Annotated in this window: 14 protein-coding genes, 1 other RNA gene and 1 pseudogene; 8 read left to right on the top strand and 8 right to left on the bottom strand. The window is 70.7% G+C overall.

All coding sequences use genetic code 11. The features are described from left to right. Positions 1-63: 63 nt before the first annotated feature. Positions 64-729 (top strand): DUF2252 family protein, encoded by a 666-nt coding sequence (locus tag L2Z93_RS06830; RefSeq protein ID WP_260575514.1) that lies wholly within the window; start codon positions 64-66, stop codon positions 727-729. Here the strand turns inward: L2Z93_RS06830 and L2Z93_RS06825 are convergent. Then, on the bottom strand, positions 722-1483 hold the full coding sequence (locus L2Z93_RS06825) for an enoyl-CoA hydratase/isomerase family protein (protein ID WP_234786235.1): 762 nt from the start codon (positions 1481-1483) through the stop codon (positions 722-724). The genes L2Z93_RS06830 and L2Z93_RS06825 overlap by 8 nt on opposite strands. A 49-nt stretch (positions 1484-1532) precedes the next feature. On the opposite strand from L2Z93_RS06825, the gene L2Z93_RS06820 reads away from it, so the two are divergent. After that, positions 1533-2966, top strand: coding sequence for a CYTH and CHAD domain-containing protein (locus tag L2Z93_RS06820; protein ID WP_234786236.1), 1434 nt, complete (start codon positions 1533-1535; stop codon positions 2964-2966). Between the two features lie 28 nt (positions 2967-2994). On the opposite strand, the gene rnpB is transcribed toward L2Z93_RS06820, so the two are convergent. The 5 genes from rnpB to L2Z93_RS06795 form a co-directional block, all read right to left on the bottom strand. Next, positions 2995-3369, bottom strand: an RNA gene (gene rnpB, locus L2Z93_RS06815) — RNase P RNA component class A. A 10-nt stretch (positions 3370-3379) separates the two neighbouring features. Beyond that, a complete protein-coding gene (locus L2Z93_RS06810) occupies positions 3380-4774 on the bottom strand; it encodes an ABC1 kinase family protein (RefSeq protein ID WP_234786237.1) in 1395 nt (464 codons plus the stop codon). Positions 4775-4778: 4 nt separating this feature from the next. After that, complete coding sequence (locus L2Z93_RS06805) at positions 4779-5897, bottom strand: bifunctional RNase H/acid phosphatase (protein WP_090592359.1); 1119 nt, start codon at positions 5895-5897, stop codon at positions 4779-4781. 4 nt (positions 5898-5901) lie between these two features. Beyond that, on the bottom strand, positions 5902-6627 hold the full coding sequence (locus tag L2Z93_RS06800) for a zinc ribbon domain-containing protein (RefSeq protein WP_090592363.1): 726 nt from the start codon (positions 6625-6627) through the stop codon (positions 5902-5904). Continuing rightward, the gene (locus L2Z93_RS06795) at positions 6624-7766 is read right to left on the bottom strand and encodes a Nif3-like dinuclear metal center hexameric protein (RefSeq protein WP_090592369.1); all 1143 of its coding nucleotides are present in this window, start codon (positions 7764-7766) and stop codon (positions 6624-6626) included. The genes L2Z93_RS06800 and L2Z93_RS06795 overlap by 4 nt, the downstream gene beginning before the upstream one ends. Positions 7767-7808: 42 nt before the next feature. On the opposite strand from L2Z93_RS06795, the gene L2Z93_RS06790 reads away from it, so the two are divergent. The 4 genes and pseudogenes from L2Z93_RS06790 (at position 7809) to L2Z93_RS19425 (ending at position 10754) form a co-directional block, all read left to right on the top strand. After that, positions 7809-8474, top strand: a complete 666-nt coding sequence (locus tag L2Z93_RS06790; RefSeq protein WP_090592372.1) for an HAD-IA family hydrolase — start codon at positions 7809-7811, stop codon at positions 8472-8474. Next, a complete protein-coding gene (locus L2Z93_RS06785) occupies positions 8467-8946 on the top strand; it encodes a low molecular weight protein-tyrosine-phosphatase (RefSeq protein ID WP_090592399.1) in 480 nt (159 codons plus the stop codon). The genes L2Z93_RS06790 and L2Z93_RS06785 overlap by 8 nt, the downstream gene beginning before the upstream one ends. A gap of 2 nt (positions 8947-8948) precedes the next feature. After that, positions 8949-9707 (top strand): annotated as a pseudogene (locus L2Z93_RS19430) (serine/threonine-protein kinase); the annotation flags it as partial. Positions 9708-9881: 174 nt separating this feature from the next. Continuing rightward, positions 9882-10754 (top strand): SURF1 family cytochrome oxidase biogenesis protein, encoded by an 873-nt coding sequence (locus tag L2Z93_RS19425; RefSeq protein ID WP_234786239.1) that lies wholly within the window; start codon positions 9882-9884, stop codon positions 10752-10754. Here the strand turns inward: L2Z93_RS19425 and L2Z93_RS06770 are convergent. After that, the gene (locus L2Z93_RS06770; RefSeq protein ID WP_099541400.1) at positions 10736-11665 is read right to left on the bottom strand and encodes a cobalamin biosynthesis protein; all 930 of its coding nucleotides are present in this window, start codon (positions 11663-11665) and stop codon (positions 10736-10738) included. The genes L2Z93_RS19425 and L2Z93_RS06770 overlap by 19 nt on opposite strands. Between L2Z93_RS06770 and L2Z93_RS19290 the strand changes: the two genes are divergently transcribed. After that, positions 11591-11905, top strand: coding sequence for a hypothetical protein (locus tag L2Z93_RS19290; protein WP_090592377.1), 315 nt, complete (start codon positions 11591-11593; stop codon positions 11903-11905). The two genes, L2Z93_RS06770 and L2Z93_RS19290, sit on opposite strands and share 75 nt — an antisense overlap. Here the strand turns inward: L2Z93_RS19290 and L2Z93_RS06760 are convergent. After that, positions 11897-12277 (bottom strand): methyltransferase domain-containing protein, encoded by a 381-nt coding sequence (locus L2Z93_RS06760; RefSeq protein WP_109395677.1) that lies wholly within the window; start codon positions 12275-12277, stop codon positions 11897-11899. The genes L2Z93_RS19290 and L2Z93_RS06760 overlap by 9 nt on opposite strands. Before the next feature lie 295 nt (positions 12278-12572). Here L2Z93_RS06760 and L2Z93_RS06755 point away from each other — a divergent pair, with 295 nt between their 5' ends. Next, positions 12573-14165, top strand: coding sequence for an HNH endonuclease signature motif containing protein (locus L2Z93_RS06755; RefSeq protein ID WP_090586739.1), 1593 nt, complete (start codon positions 12573-12575; stop codon positions 14163-14165). Positions 14166-14169 lie beyond the last annotated feature (4 nt).

Raw genomic sequence — 14169 nt, 5'->3', positions numbered from 1 at the left:
GCCTCACCGAACCCGATTCCGACGGCATCCCGCGGGTTCCGGGAGACCGCGCTGACGCGGCACGTGCCGCTGTCGGACGAGCGGGCGCTGCTCGACGCGATCGCCGAGTACATGGATTCGGTCGGCGTCGACGTCCGTCTGCTGCTGGCACACTTCAAGGCCACCGACATCGCGATGCGGGTGGTGGGCGTCGGCAGCGTCGGCACCCGGTGCTTCCTGGTGACCGGGATCGACGGGCACGGGACCCCGCTGATCATGCAGGTCAAGGAGGCCCAACGCTCGGTGCTGGAGCAATACGGTGGCCGCGCGCAGCCCCCGGCGCTGGATGAGGCGATCAGCGCCCACGGTCAGGGCCGACGGGTGGTCGACGGGCAGCGAATCCTGCAGGCCATGTCGGATGTGTTCCTCGGGACCGTGCGGATCGACGGCGGCGAGTACTACGTGCGGCAGTTCCACGACATGAAGGGCAGCGTCGACCTTTCCGTCCTCGATGAGACCAGCCTGTCCGAGTACGCCCAGGGCTGCGCTGTGGTGCTGGCACGGGGACACGCCCAGAGCGCCAACGCCGAGGTGTTCCGCGGCTATTTCGGCGAGGGCGGCAAGGCCACCGAGGCGGTGGTGCAGTGGTGCTACCGCTACGCGGATAAGACCGTCGCCGACTTCGAAGAGTTGCAGGCGGCGGCGCTGGCCGGCGACATCGAGGTCGCCGCCGACCCGCTGCTCAACTGAACCGGGGCTCGCGCTTGTTCAAGAACGCGTCCATGCCCTCCCGGCCGTCCGGCCGGTTGGCGTTGGCCGCGATCTGCGCCGCCTCGTCGGCCAGTTGCCGCCGGTAATCGTTGGCGTAGGCCTGCGCCAGCAGTCGCTTGACCGACGCCTGCGCGGTGCGCGACCCGGCGGCCAGTTGGGCCGCGAGCTCCTCGGCGCGGGCGCCCGGGTCGTCGCACACCTCGGTGACCAGCCCCCAGTCGGCGGCCTCGGCGGCTGTCAGGGTCCGGTTGGTGAGCATCAGCTCCTGGGTCCGCCGCAGCCCGACCAGACGCGGCAGCAGGTAGGACGCGCCGCCGTCGGGGCTCAGCCCGGCCCGGGTGTAGGCCATGGTGAACGAGGCCGACTCGGCGGCCAGCACCAGGTCACCGCTGACCGCGAGGCTGAACCCGGCCCCTGCCGCCACCCCGTTGACGACGGTGATCAGCACGGCGTCCATCTCGGCGAAGATCGCCAGCGCGCGGTGCAGGTCCTCGGCGAGCCGATGGACGTAGCCGCCGGGGTCCGGCGCGGCGCTGATCTCCTTGAGATCGCCACCGGCGCAAAAGAATCGACCGGCCCCGGTCAGCAGCACGACATCGGCCGACGCGCAGCGCTGCGCCGCCTCGACCAACGCCGCGCCCAGCTCGGCATTCAATCCGTTGGCCGCCCTCGGCCGATTCAGCGTGATCCGCGTGACGGGTCCGGGCTCGAACAGCAGGCACTGATCATCCACCCGCTGACGATATCTCGGGCCATTCACCAAGATGTGGCATGGTGTGCCCATGCCGAAGAAGCTGCAGGAAGTCGAGCGCAAGTACGACGTCACGGAATCCACGGTGTCCCCGTCGTTCGAGGGCCTGGCAGCCATCACGCGGATCGAAGTGATCGAGCCTCAGCAGCTCGAAGCCGTGTACCACGACACCGCCGGGCGTGACCTGTCCCGCAACCGAATCGTCTTGCGCCGCCGGACCGGTGGCGACGACGCCGGCTGGCATCTCAAGCTCCCGGCGGACGGGGACACCCGAATCGAGATCCAGGCGACGCTGAGCGACACCGTGCCCGACGAGTTGCGCGACGTGGTGCTGGCCATCGTGCGCGACCGCGAGCTGGCCCCGGTCGCCACGGTCCGCAACGAGCGGCATCTGCAGCGGTTCTACGGCGCCGACGGCGCGCTGCTGGCCGAGTTCTGCGACGACCACGTCAGCTCGAGCTCCGACGCCGGCGAGCAGAACTGGCGGGAGTGGGAGATCGAACTGGGCGCCGGCGACACCGAGTTGCTGGACGCGCTGTCCCGCCGCTTGCGCGACGCCGGCGCGGAACCCGCCGGCCACGCCTCGAAGCTGGTGCGGGCCCTCGGCACGCCGCCGCCGGCGCCCGAGTTGCCGGAGGAGCCGATGCATCGGGCGGTGGCCGAGCAGGTCGCGGCGCTGATCGAGTGGGACCGGGCCGTCCGCGCCGACCAGTGGGATTCGGTGCACCAGATGCGGGTCACCACCCGCAAGCTGCGCAGCCTGCTGCGCGAGGCGGAGGACTCCTTCGGGCTGGCCGACGATTCCTGGGTGCTCGACGAACTCCGGCAGTTGGCCGCCATCCTCGGGGTGGCCCGGGACGCCGAGGTGCTGGCCGAGAAGTACCAGCAGGCGCTCGACGAACTGCCCCCGGAGCTGGTCCGCGGCCCGGTGGCCGAGCGTCTGGTCGGCGGTTCCCGACACCGCTACGAGGTGGGCTGGCGGCGGTCGGTGGCCGCGATGCGATCGGAACGGTACTTCCGGCTGCTGGACGCGCTGGACGAGTTGGCCACCGCCGACCCGGTGGACGCCGACGGCTCCGGGGACGACCCGGGCAACCTGGACGGCGCCTACAAGCGGCTGCGCAAATCGGTGCAGAACGCGCACGCCGCCGAACGGACGCCGGATCGCGACGAGGCGCTGCACCGGATCCGGAAAAGCGCCAAGCGGCTGCGCTACAGCGCCGCGGCCGTCGACCGGCGCAAGGTGTACGAGGCCGCCAAGACCGTTCAGAGTCTGTTAGGCGATCACCAGGACGCCACGGTGAGCCGCACCTATCTATCCCAGCAGGCCGAGCTCGCCCACGCCGCCGGGGAGGACACCTTCACCTACGGCGTGCTCTATCAGCGGGAGACCGAGCTGGCCACCCAGCGCCGCGCGGAGCTGGAGCCGGCGCTGAAGAAACTGAAGAAGGCCTTCCGGCACTGAGCCGCGCGGGCCGGAACCGGCGGTGGGGCGAACGAGCTGGCCTGTAAGCCGGATTCTGTGTCCGCGCCCGAAGGCGCGGCGGCGACCATCCATCTGGACGCACCGTCACCGGGCGCCTCAAGCGGCCTACCCGCAGGTGTGGGCGAGCAACCCGCCTGCGCAGTCGCAAAGCGACCTCTTGACCTTGCTTCGGGTGGGGTTTGCCGAGCCATCCCGGTCACCCGGGATGCTGGTGCGCTCTTACCGCACCGTTTCACCCTTACCCCCTGAGCCGAAGGCCCAGGCGGCGGTCTGTTTTCTGTGGCACTGTCCCGCGAGTCACCTCGGATTGCCGTTAGCAATCACCCTGCTCTGTGAAGTCCGGACTTTCCTCGAATTTCTCCGCGGCCGCCCAGCCAACTCGTTCGCGCTGGTCATGGTACCTCGCGATGGTGCTCCAGCGCGCCGGGCAACCCACGTTCCCGCGCCCAGGCGTGGTGACGGCGGCCGAGTTCGGTGACCGGCTCGGCCACGCCGTCCATATCGTCGAGGACCGAACGCACCGGGACCGTGGCCCGCAGCCCGGTGAACAGGTGATCCATGGCGACCTGGATCCGGGGCAGGAACGCGGCCTCCGGCGTCGGCCGGATCTTCGTCAGCCCGCTCAGCCCCAGCTCCCCCAGCATCGCCTGACGCTTGCGCGCGTTGAACTCCGGGGAGAAGGTCACCGGCTGCGGGGCGACGGCGTCGACGATCATGCCCCGGCAGAACTCACCGGCCTGCTCGACGGTCAGCGGGGAATCGGCGGCGATCATCTTGCTGCGAACCATCAGCCGTCGCACCTCGGTCTGTCGGCCGTCGATGGTGGCGCGCATCAGCGCGACGAGAACCCAGCGCAGCTGTTCCGGCACCACCTGAACGCAGCCGAAGTCCAGCACGCCCAGGGCGCCGTCGGGCAGGAACCGGAAATTGCCCGGGTGCAGGTCCACGTCGATCAGGTTGGAATGCCGAAAGTTGGCCTGGCAGTAGCGCAGCAGCGACTCGGCCCAGATGTCCCTGCGCTGTTGATCCGCCTGGCGCGCGCTCGCCCAATCCAGCCCGTCCAGGTAGGTCATGGTGAGCACCCGCCCACCGGATGCCTCCGGGATCGCGTCGGGGATGTGGATGAAGGGGTGATCGCGATACAACTCGGCGAACCGCGCCAGCATCACCGCCTCGTGCCGGTAGTCCAGTTCCTCGCCGACCCGGGTCCGGACCTCTTCCGCGACGGCGGTGATGTCGATCTTGGTCCCCGACACCGACATCACCAGCAGGATCAGCGATCTCAGCAACTCCGCATTGTCCAGGTCGGCCCGAATGGCCTCCGCGACACCGGGATACTGCACCTTGACCGCCACCGGCCGGCCGTCGTGCAGGACGCCGCGGTGCACCTGGCCGACCGAGGCGGCGGCGATGGGCTCGACGTCGAATTCCGCGAAATGCCTTTCCGGCGGGCCGATTTCGGAGACCAGTTGGGCGCGGACCAAGTCCGGGTGCATGGGCGGCGCGTCGGACTGCAGCCGGGCGAACGCCTGCTGGTAGGGCGAGGGCCCATCGAGGTCGACCATCGACAGGATCTGGCCGATCTTCATCAACGCGCCCTTGGAGTTGCCCAGCAACTCGACATAGCGGTCCGCGGTCCTGGCGTGGAACCGGCGCACCGCGCCCGGGTCGCCGGCCAACTCCTGGACGCCGGCCACCAGCCGCCCGCCGGCGGTGCGCGCGGCCAGACCGGCCAGCGGCATCACCCGCCGGAGGCGGCCCTGCGGAACCGGTGGATCGCCGGTCATCGACTCATCTGCCCAGGTAGTCGGTCTGGTTGACCAGCCGAACCGAGGACAACCCGTCGGAGTAGAACTCGGCGATGCTCAGCGACGCCAGGTCTAGGTGCAGCCGGTACAGCATGTCCGGTCCGGCGTTGAGCGCCATCCGCAGCAGCGTCTTGATCGGCGTGACGTGCGAGACCACCAGCACCGTCGAGTCGCTGTGGCCGGCGATGATCCGATTGCGCGCGCGCCGCACCCGGTCATGCACCGCGTCGAAGCTCTCCCCGCCCGGCGGAGTGATACTGGTGTCCCCCAACCATTCTCGGTGCGCCTCCGGGTGCGCCTGCGCGGCCTCGGCGAACGTCAAGCCCTCCCAGTCCCCGAAGTCGGTTTCGATCAGGTCCTCATCGACGGTGACCGGCAGGCCGAGCGCGTCGGCCGCCGCCGCGGCGGTCTGCCGGGCGCGCTCCAGCGGCGAGGACACCACCGCGGCGATACCACCGCGGGCCGCCAGGTAGGACGCCGCGGCGGCGGCCTGCCGGCGGCCCAGATCGGTCAGCGCCGGGTTTCCGCGGCCGGAATAGCGGCGCTGCACCGACAGTTCAGTCTGGCCGTGCCGCAGCAGCAGCAGTCGGGTCGGGACGCCGCGGGCCCCGGTCCAGCCGGCCGCGTTCTCGGCCTTGCTGTTCGGCGTCTCGGCTTTCGGCTCGGCCTTGGGGGTTTTGGCGGGCTTCACGGGCTTGCCGGCGGCGACGTCCATCGCCTCGTTGGCCAGCCGGTCGGCGTGCTTGTTCTGCTCCCGCGGAATCCACTGGTAGCGGACCCGGTCGAAATTCGAGGCCAGCCCGCGGGCCTGGCGGTGCAGGTCGGCCAGGTCGGCGTTCTTGACCTTCCACCGGCCCGACATCTGTTCGACCACCAGCTTGGAGTCCATCCGGACGTCGACCTCGGACGCGCCGAGTTCGGTGGCGGCGGTCAGTCCCGCGATGAGACCGCGGTACTCGGCGACGTTATTGGTGGCCGTCCCGATGGACTCATTGCGCTCGGCCAGCACCTCGGCGCGGTCCGCGGCGAACACCACCGCCCCGTATCCGGCCGGCCCGGGATTGCCGCGCGATCCCCCGTCGGCCTCGATGACAACCCGCACCGCGTCAGCCCGTGACTCGCAACAGGATGGCCCCGCACTCCGGGCAGCGCAGCACGTCGTCGGCGGCGGCCGCCGCGATGCGGGCGGCCTCGCCGCGGTCCATCTCGATCCGGCAGGCGCCGCACCGGTTGCCCTGCAGCACCCCGGCCCCGATGCCGTTGGCGGCCCGCTGCCGCTCGTAGAGCGCCAGCAGGTCGGCGTCGACGCCGCCGGCCAGTTCGGCGCGCTCGGCGCCGCGCCGGGCCAGGTTCTCCTCCAGTTCGGCGCGGGCCCGGTCGTGGGCGGCCTCGGCGTCGGCCAGCTCCAAGCGGCGGTCATGCAGGGTGTGGTCGGCGTCGGTCTGACGCGCGGCCAGCGTCTCGCGCTGCTCCATGATCTCCAGTTCAGCGTCCTCGAGGTCGGATTGCCGGCGTTCCAGGGTTTCCAGTTCGTGGGCGAGCTCGGCCTGCTGCTTGCCGTCGACGCCGGAGTTCAGCAGCGACCGGTCCCGGTCCTCACGCTTGCGGACCGCCTCGATCTCGGTCTCCAACTTGGCGATCGAACCGTCGAGATCGGCGAGCGCGATGCCCACCGACGCGACCTCGTCCTCGGCGGCCGTGCAGGCGGCGGTCAGCTCCGCGACCTTGGCCGCCTCGGCGATGTTTTTGAGCCGGTGCGAGAGCCGGGCCAGGTCCGCGTCGATTTCGACCAGTTCCCGCAGTCGACGTTGCTGTGCCACTTCGGCTTTCATCGTTCTCCTCGTTGAGAGTGGGCGGTCAGATTCCACGGATCGGTGCGGATGTCGCAGACCTGCACCGGCAGCGCGTCGCCGAATGCGGCGCGCAGGACGCCGGCGGCTTGGGCGCACCACGGGAATTCGCTGGCCCAGTGCGCGACGTCGACGAGCGCCATCGAGGCGACGCGCCGCTGCTCGTCGGCCGGGTGGTGACGCAGGTCGGAGGTGAGGAACACGTCGACCCCGGAGCGGGCGGCGGTGGACAACAACGAGTCGCCGGCGCCGCCGGAGACCGCGACGGCGCGCACCAGCGCGGCCGGATCGCCGCTGGCGCGCACCCCCCAGCTGGTGGCCGGCAGCCGGGCGCCGGCGCGAGCGACGAACTGCGCCAACGATTCCGGCTCGTCGAGCTCGCCGATCCGGCCGATGCCCACGCCGGCCGGGAGCTCGGCCAGCTCGAAGACGTCGAACGCCGGTTCCTCGTAGGGGTGCGCGGCGCGCATCGCCGCCAGGATCGCGGCGCGGCGGCGAGCCGGGGCGATCACCTCGACGCGGTCCTCGGACAGCCGCTCCAGGGCCCCGACCGTCCCGACGGCGGGGTCGGCGCCGTCGTTCGGCAGGAACTGGCCGGTCCCGGTGACGGTCCAGCAGCACTGCGAGTAGTCGCCGATGTGCCCGGCGCCGGCGTCGAACACCGCCGCGCGGACCGCGTCGGCCGCGGTCGGCGGGGTGAAGATCACCCACTTGTCCAGGTCGGGGCCGGCCGGGACCGGTTCCAGCACCCCGGTGACGGTCAGGCCGAGCGTCTCGGCGAGCGCGTCGGACACTCCCGGGGCCGCGGCGTCGGCGTTGGTGTGCGCGGTGAACAGCGACCGTCCGGTGCGGATCAGCCGGTGCAGCAACGCGCCCTTGGCGGTGTTCGCGGCGACGGTGTCGACCCCGCGCAGCAGCAGCGGATGGTGCGCCAGCAGCAGCCCGCGGTCGGGCACCGCGTCGACCACCTCGGCGGTGGCGTCGACCGCGATGGTGACCGAGGTGACCGGCTCGCCGGGGTCACCGCAGACCAGGCCGACGGAATCCCAGGACTGGGCCAACTGCGGCGGATACGCCGCGTCGAGCACCTCGGTGACCCGCGCCAGGGGAATCTTGGACACCTTGCAAACAGTAGTGGTCGCCCTATCGGGGACAATGACGATGTGACCGATCTGCGCTGCGCCACCAGACCCGCGCTGGTGATCTTCGACCTCGACGGCACGCTGACTGATTCCGCGCCGGGCATTGTGGGCAGCTTCCGGCACGCCCTGGCCGAGATCGGCGCGCCGATCCCCGACGGCGATCTGGCCGCGATGCTGGTCGGGCCCCCGATGCACGAGACGCTGGCCGGCCTGGGCCTCGGCGGCGTCGACGGCGCCGCGATGGCCGCGTACCGGGCGCATCAGCTGGGCGGCGGCTGGGCGGTCAACGCGGTGTTCGACGGCATTCCCGAGCTGCTGGCCGACCTGAGCGCGGCCGGGGTGCGGCTGGCGGTCGCCACCTCCAAGGCCGAGGCCACCGCGCAGTTGGTGCTGCGGCATTTCGGATTGGACGGCTACTTCGAGGTGATCGCCGGGGCGTCGGCCGACGGGACCCGCTCGGCAAAGGCCGATGTGCTCGCCCACGCGCTGGCCCAGCTCGGTGAGCTGCCCGAGTCGGTGCTGATGGTCGGTGACCGCGACCACGACGTGGCCGGGGCCGCCGCGCACGGCGTCGACACGGTTCTCGTCGGCTGGGGCTACGGTGGAGCAGATTTCGACGACGGGCGGCCCGGGCCCGCGCTGCGGGTCCGTGATGTCGCGGAACTGCGCGGGGTGCTCGGTGTCTGAGCTGCACGTGACGTTCATCTGCACCGGCAATATCTGCCGGTCCCCGATGGCGGAGAAGATGTTCGCCCACCAGCTCGCCGAACGCGGGCTGGCCGACCGGGTGCGGGTGACCAGCGCCGGCACCGACGGCTGGCACGTCGGCGAGGGCGCGCATCCGCGCACCGTCAAGGTGCTGACCGACAACGGCTACCCGACCGCGCACCGGGCCGCCCAGATGGACGACGATCACCTGTCCGCGGATCTGGTGATCGCGCTGGGCCGCAATCACGATCGGATCCTGCGCCACCACGGGGTGGACCCGCAGCGACTGCGACTGCTGCGGGCCTTCGACCCGGCGTCCGGCCCGATTGACGTGGACGACCCGTATTACGGAGACATGTCGGACTACCTGAAGTGCTTCGAGGTCATCTCCGCCGCCCTGCCCGGTCTGCACGATTGGGTGGACGAGCAGCTCGACGAGAGTCGGCGCTGAGTATGGCCGATGCGCAGGGCACGACGTTCGGTCGCTACCGCCTGGTCGAATTGCTCGGCCGGGGTGGGAGGGGCGAGGTCTGGCAGGCCTACGACACCGGAACCGATCGGATGGTCGCCCTGAAGGTGCTGCCCGCGCAGCTGGCCGCCGACCCCGGCTTCGAGCAACGCTTCCGCCGCGAAGCCCACGCCGCCGCGCGGTTGCGCAACGCCCACATCGTCGCGATCCACAACTACGGCGAGATCGACGGCCGGTTCTTCGTCGACATGGCGCTCATCGACGGCCACGACCTGGCCACCGAGATCGCCACCGGCCCGCTGCCACCCGAACGCGCGGTGTCCATTGTCGAGCAGATCGCCAGCGCCCTGGCCGCCGCGCACAAGGCCGAGGTGGTGCACCGCGACGTCCAACCATCCAACATCCTGCTCGGCGACGACGGGACCGCCTACCTGATCGACTTCGGCATCGCTCGCGCCGCCACCGACACCGGGCTGACCGGCACCGGGAACACCGTCGGCGCCTGCGCCTACGTGGCCCCCGAGCGGCTCACCAGCGACGCCGTCGACCCCCGCAGCGACGTGTACTCCCTGGCCTGCGTGCTCTATGAAGCCCTCACCGGGTCGCGACCCTTCCCGGGCGAGGCGGCGGAACGCCAGATCGCCGGACACCTGCGCACCGCGCCGCCGAAGCCGTCGGCCTCGCGCCCGGAGCTGCCCCCGGCGTTCGACGACGTCATCGCCGTGGGGATGGCCAAGGATCCGGACCGACGACATCGCAGCGCCCCCGAGTTCGCCGGCGCAGCCCGCGACGCCCTCACCGACGGCGCGACGGCGCGGACTGCGGTGGCCACCGCGCAGACTGCGTCGCCGGATCGCCCGACGGCGCGACGCGGATCTGTTTCGGGGGTTCGGAAGCTCGTTTTCCGGCCCAGCTGGCTGGTGCTGGCGGCGGTGGTCGCGCTGTTCGCCTACCTGTGTTTCACCGTGCTGGCGCCCTGGCAGCTCGGCAAGAACGCGCGGGTGTCCAAGGAGAACCAGCAAATCAACGCCTCGCTGAAGGCCGACCCGGTGCCGGTGACCTCGCTGCTGCCGGAGCAGGATTCCGCCGCGCCCGACGATCAGTGGCGCCGCGTCACCGCGACCGGGCATTACCTGCCCGATCAGCAGGTGCTGGCCCGGCTCCGGGTGCTCGACGGCGGGCCGGTGTTCGAGGTGCTGGTTCCGTTCCAGGTCGACGACGGCCCGACGGTGCTGGTGGACCGCGGCTGGGTGCCGCCGATGGAGGGCTCCCGCCCGCCGGCGTTCGATCCGGCGCCGTCGGGGACCGTGACGATCAACGCCCGGTTGCGCGATGGCGAGACCGCGCCCCCCGGCAAGGCGCCATTCACCGCCGACGGCGCCCTGCAGGTCTATGCCATCGACACCACCGAGATCGCCGAGCTGACCGGGTCGCCGCTGACCGGCTCCTATCTGCAGTTGGAGGCCAATCAGCCGGGCAGCCTGGGGGATCTCGGCGTGCCGAATCTGGACGCCGGCCCATTCCTGTCCTACGGCATCCAGTGGATCGCGTTCGGCGTCCTGGCGCCGATCGGGCTGGGCTATTTCATCTGGTCGGAGATCAAGGTCCGCCGCAAGGAGAAGGAACTGCAGGCGGCCGCCGAGGCCGATGATTCCCCCTCGCCTGTTGACGGCGTTGACAGCGCAGCCGAGACCGCCGTCGCCCAGACTTCCCGGCCGGACGTCGACGACAGCACGCGCGAGGCCACCATCGAACAGAAGCTCACCGACCGCTACGGTCGCCGCCGCTGAGGGCCGCCGATGAGCACGGCTGCGGCCGTCAGTGCCGCGGCGGCTTGGACGCACCTCGACAGGCGCACCGCCCGGCGCAGGTCCGCCGACGTCGGGCTTCGGCCGTCACCGAGCGTGGGGCGGATCTCCATGCCGTGCCGGTATTGGGTGGGCCCGCCCAGCCGCACGCCGAGCGCCCCGGCGAAGGAGGCTTCGGCCACCCCGGCGTTCGGGCTGGGATGGCGGGCGGCGTCCGCGCGCCAGGCGCGCCGCGCCTTGGCAGGCGATCCACCGACCACACCGGCGCAGGCAACCACCAGCATGCCGGTGATCCGGGCCGGCAGGTAGTTCAGCACGTCGTCGAAACGCGCTGCGGCCCAACCGAATCTCTCGTAGCGATCCGACCGGTAACCGATCATGGCGTCCAGGGTGTTGGCGCCGCGGTAGACCAGCACGCCGGGGATGTCGGCGCAGGCCGCCCAGAACAGCGGCGCGACGGTGGCGTCGGAGGTGTTCTCGGCGATGGATTCCAGCGCCGCGCGGGCCAATCCGTCGGCGTCGAGGAACTGCGGGTCTCGGCCGCACAGTGACGGAAGGAGTGCGCGGGCGCCGTCGATGTCACCGGCGTCGAGCAGGTCTGCCATCTGTTCTCCGGTGCGGGCCAGGGACGTGCCGCCGAGACTCACCCAGGTGGCCGCGGCCAGCAGCGCCGCGCGCCACCTCGTGTTTCTCGCGGCGAATGTCGCGGCTGCCAGGGCGCCGAGCAGCGTTGCGACGTGCACAGCTCCGGCGGCGCGGCTGTCCCGATAAGTCGTCTTCTCCAGTGCCGCCGCGATTGTGCCGAAGCCGGCCACCGGATGCCCGCGGCGCGGATCGCCCAACGCCAGATCGGCGAGGTAGCCGGCGAGCAGACCCGCGGCGGTGGAACGCATTACGGCAGCTTCTCACAGCGGACCGAGGGCGTCGGTCTGCTGGTCATCCAGATCGGGCTGCCGTGGTGGGTGGCTCCGGCGCTGTCGATTGCCGGGTTCGCCGGTTCCCTCGAGCTCTTGCTGTTCGCAACGATCGCTGCCGCGGTGACGGCCGCGATCCACCTCTCGACCGGGCGGCGCACCCTGCTCAGCGTCGGCGTGGGCACTCTGGTTTACGTCGCGTTGTCGAACCTATTCTGACGGGCAGGTGTCGAGGTGTATCTCCTTGAGTGGGTCGCCTCCGTCGATATAGAGCCGACCGCCCGGCGCGAGCACGGCGGCGACGCGGGACTTGGCCAGAACCCCCGCCCGGGGATGGCGCCCGTCGAAGGCCCCGACTCGAACCGCGAACGCGATATCGAATCGCGCCTCGCCGGGCTCCAGCGCGAAGTCCTCGATGGCGACGCATCGGACACTGAGCAGGCCGGCGTCGATCTCGCCGGCCGCGTTTCGCTCGATCAGCGCGACGCCCCTGGCCGAGCGGTCGACGACCAGAACGTGGCCGTCCCCGACGCGGTGCGCGACAGCCTTCGCCGCTGCCCCGGGAGCTCCGCCGATCTCCAGCACCCGCATGCCCGGGCGCAACGGTAAGGCATCCACGATCGCCGCGAGCCGCGCAGACAATCCAGCCACCACATCAGTGAACACTGCTTTGCGGACGCGGTGCGAGATTCTGTTCGATCAGCCCCCGGGACCCTCGCGGCGCACCTCAGTTGCGCGTCGAACTGTCGCCCCTCAAGCCGCCGCCCCTCGCTTCTTCGCCCCTCGAGCGGCCGCCGAATTTTCTCATAGAACTCTCACCGTTTGAGGTCCGAATTCGGTTGTCTCGCAGCGTTTCTTGTCGGTGTCGAGGTATAGCGTTTTGGGTATGAGCAGCACCGCCTACGCGGATCGGGAGGCGATCTTCGCCGCCCTCGCGCAGGCCGAAACCGCTCACCACGTCCTGGCTTCGGCGTCCCTCGACGCGCTCTCGTCGGAGGAGATTTTGGAGGTGCTCGCGCGCCGGGAGGCGCTCGCGTGGCGGGCCCCGGCGGCCGACCATCGGCTGCTGGCCCGGTTGGTGGCCGACGGCAATCCCGGGGTGTTGGGGGCGGCGAACCTCACCCTCGTGTTGGAGGAGCGTCTGCGGATCTCCCGCGGCGTCGCCCGACGGCGTCTGGCTGAAGCCGCTGACCTCGGACCCCGGGTCGCGGTGGATGGGCAACCCCTGGAACCGGTGATGCCGTCGGTTGCTGAAGGGGTGGCGGACGGGGTGATCGGCCCGGAACAGGTCGCGATCGTGCGAGACACCTACGCGAAGATCCCGGCGGCGGTGGATCCGGAGACCCGGGCTGATGCCGAGAAGGAGTTGGCCGAGCTCGCCACGCAGTACGGGCCCTCGCATTTGAGCAAACTGGCGACCATGCTGCTCATGGTCCTCGACCCGGACGGGGACTTCGCCGATCGGCGCCGCGCCGCCGCCCGCGGCCTGTCCGTCGGCGCACAGACCCACGATGGGATGCGCAACCTGCGGGCGCGGTTGACCCCCGAAGCGTGGGCCACCCTAGAACCCATCCTGGAAAAGTTAGCGGCGCCGGGCATGTGCAATCCCGACGATGAACACCCCTGTGTCTCGGGAACACCCAGCGAGGAACAAATCCAGGGCGATAAGCGGACGGTGTCGCAACGCAACCACGACGCCCTGGTCGCCGCCATGCGGGCACTGCTGGCCTCCGGCGACCTCGGGCAACACAACGGACTACCCGTCACCGTGATCGTCACGACAACCTTGGCGGAATTGAACGCCGCCGCCCACGGCGGAGTCCCCGCCGACCTCAGCGGTGGGCCGATCATCGACCCGGTGGTGACGATCACCGGCCCCGACGCCCCGAGCGGCGGCCCGGTGACCCCGGCCGTGCCGGAACCGCCCGAGAACCCGACTGCCACTGATCCTGCCGGACTCCCGACCCCCTACGTCCCCGCGGCGCTCACGGGGTGGGCGGTGACTGCGGGCGGGTCGATGGTTCCGATGAGTGATTTCCTGCGGATGGCATCGCATGCCCTGCATTACCTGGTGATCTTCGACGGACGTGGCCGACCGCTGTGGCTGGGTCGGACCAAGCGTCTCGCTTCAGCCGATCAGCGGCTGGTCCTGTTCGCCCGGGACAAGGGATGCACCCGGCCGGGGTGCACAGCCAGCGCCTACCGGTGCCAGGCCGATCACCTCGACAATTTCAGCCAGGACGGCCAGACGAATGTCGACGAGCTGGGGCTGGACTGCGGCCCGGACAATCGGATGGCCTACCAACAGAACTGGACCACCCGCCTCAACACCGACGGCCGCGTCGAATGGACCCCACCAGCACACTTGGATCGCGGGCAGCCGCGGGTCAATCCGTATCACCAGCCCGCCGACATGCTCGCCCACTTCCACAAACGGTTCCGCCACCAACACCCACCCGGGACAGACCCACCCGGATAGTGGC

It is taken from the genome of Mycolicibacterium brumae (genome assembly GCF_025215495.1).
GTDB classification, from domain to species: Bacteria; Actinomycetota; Actinomycetes; order Mycobacteriales; family Mycobacteriaceae; genus Mycobacterium; species Mycobacterium brumae.
Note: the sequence above shows the minus strand (reverse complement) of the source record. Positions and strands in the feature narration are given on the sequence as shown.

What these genes read in the sequence shown, in the direction of transcription:
- L2Z93_RS06820 (WP_234786236.1), top strand. Translation starts at nt 1,533, where the DNA reads ATGCCGAAGAAGCTGCAGGAAGTCGAGCGCAAGTACGACGTCACGGAA.
- L2Z93_RS06810 (WP_234786237.1), bottom strand. Translation starts at nt 4,774, where the DNA reads ATGACCGGCGATCCACCGGTTCCGCAGGGCCGCCTCCGGCGGGTGATG.
- L2Z93_RS06800 (WP_090592363.1), bottom strand. Translation starts at nt 6,627, where the DNA reads ATGAAAGCCGAAGTGGCACAGCAACGTCGACTGCGGGAACTGGTCGAA.
- L2Z93_RS19290 (WP_090592377.1), top strand. Translation starts at nt 11,591, where the DNA reads ATGCCCGCGGCGCGGATCGCCCAACGCCAGATCGGCGAGGTAGCCGGC.
- L2Z93_RS06770 (WP_099541400.1), bottom strand. Translation starts at nt 11,665, where the DNA reads ATGCGTTCCACCGCCGCGGGTCTGCTCGCCGGCTACCTCGCCGATCTG.
- L2Z93_RS06760 (WP_109395677.1), bottom strand. Translation starts at nt 12,277, where the DNA reads ATGCGGGTGCTGGAGATCGGCGGAGCTCCCGGGGCAGCGGCGAAGGCT.
- L2Z93_RS06755 (WP_090586739.1), top strand. Translation starts at nt 12,573, where the DNA reads ATGAGCAGCACCGCCTACGCGGATCGGGAGGCGATCTTCGCCGCCCTC.